Consider the following 4,791-nt stretch of genomic DNA (forward strand, 5'->3'; position numbering starts at 1 on the left):
TGTCTTTTTAATAATCGCTGATAGTTCATCGATTCGTTCTAATTTTTTATTTAATTTAAGTATTATTTTAACGGTTGCAATTAAGTCACTTGCAAACAAGATAATAATGACTGCCAAAAGAATAATTGCAATTATTTCAGGTATAAAATCAACTACTTTTGCTATGAGCGGGTGGATACGATCTACAACAACCAAACATGCAACTCCCCACATTAATGAAAACAACGGACATACATATCCCCCAATATTAAACGGTTTGTCGGCATAGTCCCACCATTTTTGATGAAACATCTTTTCAAGAACAAATCCGGCAACCAGTTCAATTATGCTGGTAATAAGCACTGAACCTAAAAACAACACGAAGAAATTCTCTTTAAACGGTTGTAATAAAAACACAACTGCCAGAACTCCAAAACCATAAATCGGACATAATGGTCCGTTTAGAAATCCTCTGTTAATAAATTTGCCTTCCTTCAAAGCGGCAAAGCATACTTCACAACACCAACCTAGAAAAGCATAAATAAAAAAGAACAATAACACGGTAATAATCATTTCCTTTTGACTCCATTCATAATTAATTTGGATATTGACACAAAAAAAGACAAGTGAAAAATGCCACCTGTCTCCGCTATCACGATCCTGGTGATAGGAGAAACATCTCCAATTCACCCTTGTTTTTCGTTGCGACTAGGAATTCTTCAAGATAATTCTTGAGATAATTTCTGCCGCTTCTTCAAAAGAATCGCAACTTTTCTCGAAATAATCATAAATCCTTATCAATGCCACGGTATCAAGGGGATTTAGGGAATCATTTTTTTCGATATAAAGTTTTTTGACTGATTCCAAATATAATTCATCGCCAAGATTTTCATAACGATTAATTTCAATAATTGTTTCCTGAAGCGCTTTTGGTTTCTTGAAATTTTTTAATTCTTTTACTGCATCATGCATCTTCAATGCAGATTTTTCAATTATCTCCATGAATTCCAGCATCTCCGGGGTAATCTCCGGAACTTGAAACATATCGATATATCTTAAAATATCTTCAATCATATCAATGACTGTATCTAGCGCACTTGCCAAATCAATTATATCTTCCCGTTCAATCGGAGGAAGGAAATCACTGAACAAGTAATTCATCATCGCATGTTTCTGCTCATCTGCACTGCGTTCGATTTCATGCAATTTTGCCAACTTTTTGTCGGTATTCTTAAGATCATGATCATGGAGAATTTCATTCAACATATTTGATGCTTTCACAATCAAATTAGAAACAACCATAAATTCCTTGTAATAGTTATACCCTTTTGTTTTACCCTTTTTTGCCATTATGACTCCTTCTTAGAAAATTTTCATAAAAACCCAGGCCATTATAAAACCAACTAATCCACATCCTGGGAATGTCAGTATCCAGGCTAAAATCATTTCATTTACGGTTGACCAGTTTACCGAGGAAAACCGTTTTGCAGCTCCGACTCCCATAATGGCAGTAGTTTTTGTGTGCGTTGTACTGACAGGCAACCCCCAGATAGAAGACAATAATAAACAGCTTGCAGCTGCTATGTCCGCGCTAAATCCCTGAAAAGGTTCCAGCTTCACCATATCCATTCCAACCGTTTTGATGATTTTCATACCTCCTATGGATGTACCTAAAGCCATCACCACGGAACATAAGACCATCATCCAAACGGGAATGACAAAATTTGATGCATCGGCATTGCCCTGGGCCAGGAAAATCCCAAGCATGAAAATTCCCATGAACTTCTGGCCATCCTGTGCTCCGTGCATAAAGGCCATCGCGGCTCCTGCGCCAACCTGGCCTTTTTTAAAAAAAGCGGTCGTTTTTTGCCGGGACATGTTTTTACAGATTCTCGACACAATTTTCACAACCAAAAAACCAAAAACAAAGCCCAAAACGGTAGAAGTGACCAATCCGTAAATAACCTTGATCCATTCTCCACCATTGATACCACCGATACCGCCTTGCAGCGCAATCGCCGCCCCGGATATTCCGGCTATCAAGGCGTGACTTTCACTCGTTGGAATTCCAAAATACCAGGCGGCTGTGGCCCATATTACAATTGCAAAGAGGGCCGCACACAAGGCGATGGTCGCATCCCCAGAATCTCCGCTGAAATCAACCATATTTGCAATCGTTTGGGCAACCGATGCACTGATGGAAGTCATTACAAAAACACCTAGGAAATTAAAAACCGCCGCCATCATGATCGCTTTTCTGGGAGCCATGGATCTTGTCGACACACAGGTAGCAATGGCATTTGGGGCATCAGTCCAACCATTTACTAGAATGACCCCAAGGGTTAACACTACAATAACCAATAGCGCCGGGTTACTAATAATGCTATTGACAAATTCCGATAAAGTTATAGTCATATTCTTTTTATCTACCCCTTTTTTCTATGCACATCAAAAATCAATTCTTTGACTCAATTTCAATCGGCACACTTTTTGTTATCGTTTTTTTGCCATTTCCATTTTACTATATAAACTACCTTAATAGAACCTTTATTTTTTTAAATTTAATCAGCACTAATTCTATTTTTTTTAAAAAAATTGAGATTATGGACAAAAAAACTCTATTTCGGCATGAATCCGATCAGGATTTAAAGCCGAAATAGAGCAATTTATTTAGTAACTCTTGGGGAGAAATACTTTTATTAGAACAATTCCTTGCTCATTTTATCAATCTGACGTGTCACTTCTTCATAAACACCGGGGAATGAACTCATCGGCAATCCAGAAGTTAAACATGGAATATAGTATTTTTTGCCGTTCGTTTTACAAGCTTTTTCAACATATTCAGCACAGATTTCAGGTGTCCATTCCGGGAAATCGATTTCTCCGCTGTGAAGGCCTCCCATGAAAGAAATTTTTCCGCCATATTCCGCAATCAGCTCTGGGATATTGTTGGTATTCATTACGCCCTGCCAGATATCCATATCCATTTCGATCATGTAAGGAACCAGAGTTGCTGCGAAGGAATCACTGTGATGGACGATCAGTTCGACGCCATTGGCTTTGTAGAAACCGTATAGTTTCTTATAACCTGGAAGAAAAAATTCTTCAAACATTTTCGGCGCCAGGAAAGTAGATATTTGACTGCCCCAGTCATCATGATGGAAAAGCGCATCGGGATGTATTTTATCGATCACGATTTTTGCAAATTCCAATTCATAGTCAACGATGTAATCAATGAGCTCATGCATTGCTTCGGGTTCTTCATAAAAATTCATCAAAGCGTCTTCCATACCCATCAGATGATGCATCATTTCAAAAAGACCAGGTGCAAAAAAGGTCGTTACAAATTTTTCATTGCGATCTACTGCCTTGGCATGCGCGATTGCGGGAGCCCAAACTTCATCTGCTGTTGGAATAATCGGTTTTTTTAAATATTTCTTCCACTCTGTGATGTCTTTCAGAACCTTGTGTTCATCATCATGCATTGGGAATCCGCCTAATTGACCCTCCGGCCAATTCCAGGTAACTCCCCAGGCATCTTTTCCCATATTTCCAGGGAACATCGGCATATCGCCGATCATTATCGACGCTTCCATAATGATGTCCAAATATTCGTATTGATTGACAAACCGATCTGGATTACCGCCTTTAATCGTTTCCATTAAATTCTGTCTTGGTGTCAACATTTATATTTTCTCCTTAAAATTTCATTTTGGCAGTTGCAAAATATATACATTTTGCAACTGCCTCTTTACTGTATTTTTTACTGTAATGTAATTTGACTGTTATAAACAATGGGTTTATTTATATATTTATTAAGCGACTAATTCTTTTGCTTTTACAGCAGCACTGCCGGCATCAGGTGCATAACCATCAGCTCCAATTTCAGCTGCGTATTCTGGCGTTACCGGTGCGCCGCCAACAATAACTTTCATGTCTGGGAAGGCGGCTTTAACGGTTTGTACCGCTTCTTTAAGAGCCGGCATGGTCGTTGTCAACAGACCTGAACAGGCTACCAATACGACATTTTTATTCTCTTTAATGGCTTCCACAAATTTCTCTGCTGGTACGTCGACGCCCAAATCGATCATGTCAAAACCAGCGCTTTCCAGCATCATTACAACCAGGTTTTTACCGATATCGTGCAGATCTCCAGCGACGGTGCCCATGATGCAGGTTCCCAATGAGTTTGAGGTGTCGCCGGCCATCACTGGTTTCAGTACTTCCACCCCTTTGGACATTGATTTGGCAGCAATCAGCATTTCCGGTACGAAGATTTCTCCGGCTGAGAACTTATCTCCGACAACACTCATGGATGCAACCATGGCATCCAGGATATCCTGCGCTTTATCTCCGGCATCCAGGGCTTCCTGTACGGCTGCAGCAATCTTCTTTGATTTTCCGGCTTCTACCAGAGCTTTTACTTCTTCAATTTTCGACATTTTGTTTTCTCCTTTTTTTCTTTAAATGATTATTTCTTAACGATGTGTGTCGTTAATTATTAAAATTATTTTTTCTGACCAAAAATACCTTCGCGATAGGCGCCGATATATTCCATGCAGTAATCATCTTCACCCAGCAGCGCTTCGGTGGCAAACAGCATCCCCATTAGATCCTGATTCAGTGGATCCAGGATAAAGCTGTCCATCCCGGCGTTCATCGCCAGTACGGCAAAGGCCTGGTTAACGATTTTTCGGGCGGGCAGGTTGAAGGAAATATTGCTGACGGCACCGGTGACATGAATGGTGGGATACTGTTCTTTAATGCCCCTGATGACTTCGGTTACCATGCTGATGCCTTCTTCTGAGGTGC

6 protein-coding genes are annotated in these 4,791 nt (G+C 39.9%); all 6 read right to left on the minus strand.

The annotated features are described in order from the left end of the window. Positions 1 to 552, minus strand: a 552-nt coding sequence (locus FZC40_RS16770; RefSeq protein ID WP_148606479.1) for a putative ABC transporter permease, incomplete at its 3' end; no start/stop codon positions are given. A gap of 135 nt (positions 553 to 687) precedes the next feature. Next, a complete protein-coding gene (locus FZC40_RS16775; protein ID WP_148606481.1) occupies positions 688 to 1,329 on the minus strand; it encodes a DUF47 domain-containing protein in 642 nt (213 codons plus the stop codon). A 12-nt stretch (positions 1,330 to 1,341) separates the two neighbouring features. Then, positions 1,342 to 2,394, minus strand: coding sequence for an inorganic phosphate transporter (locus FZC40_RS16780; protein WP_148606483.1), 1,053 nt, complete (start codon positions 2,392 to 2,394; stop codon positions 1,342 to 1,344). A 284-nt stretch (positions 2,395 to 2,678) separates the two neighbouring features. Continuing rightward, positions 2,679 to 3,665, minus strand: a complete 987-nt coding sequence (locus FZC40_RS16785) for a uroporphyrinogen decarboxylase family protein (protein WP_148606486.1) — start codon at positions 3,663 to 3,665, stop codon at positions 2,679 to 2,681. A gap of 129 nt (positions 3,666 to 3,794) precedes the next feature. After that, entirely contained in the window at positions 3,795 to 4,421 is a 627-nt protein-coding gene (locus FZC40_RS16790) for a corrinoid protein (RefSeq protein ID WP_148604237.1), read from the minus strand. A 65-nt stretch (positions 4,422 to 4,486) separates the two neighbouring features. After that, on the minus strand, positions 4,487 to 4,791 hold a 305-nt coding region (locus FZC40_RS16795), incomplete at its 5' end, for a pterin-binding domain-containing protein (protein ID WP_475638845.1).

The organism is Acetobacterium tundrae (assembly GCF_008086615.1).
GTDB classification, from domain to species: Bacteria; Bacillota; Clostridia; order Eubacteriales; family Eubacteriaceae; genus Acetobacterium; species Acetobacterium tundrae.

Bases quoted from the DNA above. Each gene is read 5' to 3' on its own strand.
- FZC40_RS16785 (WP_148606486.1), bottom strand. From the start codon at position 3,665: ATGTTGACACCAAGACAGAATTTAATGGAAACGATTAAAGGCGGTAAT.
- FZC40_RS16780 (WP_148606483.1), bottom strand. From the start codon at position 2,394: ATGACTATAACTTTATCGGAATTTGTCAATAGCATTATTAGTAACCCG.
- FZC40_RS16775 (WP_148606481.1), bottom strand. From the start codon at position 1,329: ATGGCAAAAAAGGGTAAAACAAAAGGGTATAACTATTACAAGGAATTT.
- FZC40_RS16790 (WP_148604237.1), bottom strand. From the start codon at position 4,421: ATGTCGAAAATTGAAGAAGTAAAAGCTCTGGTAGAAGCCGGAAAATCA.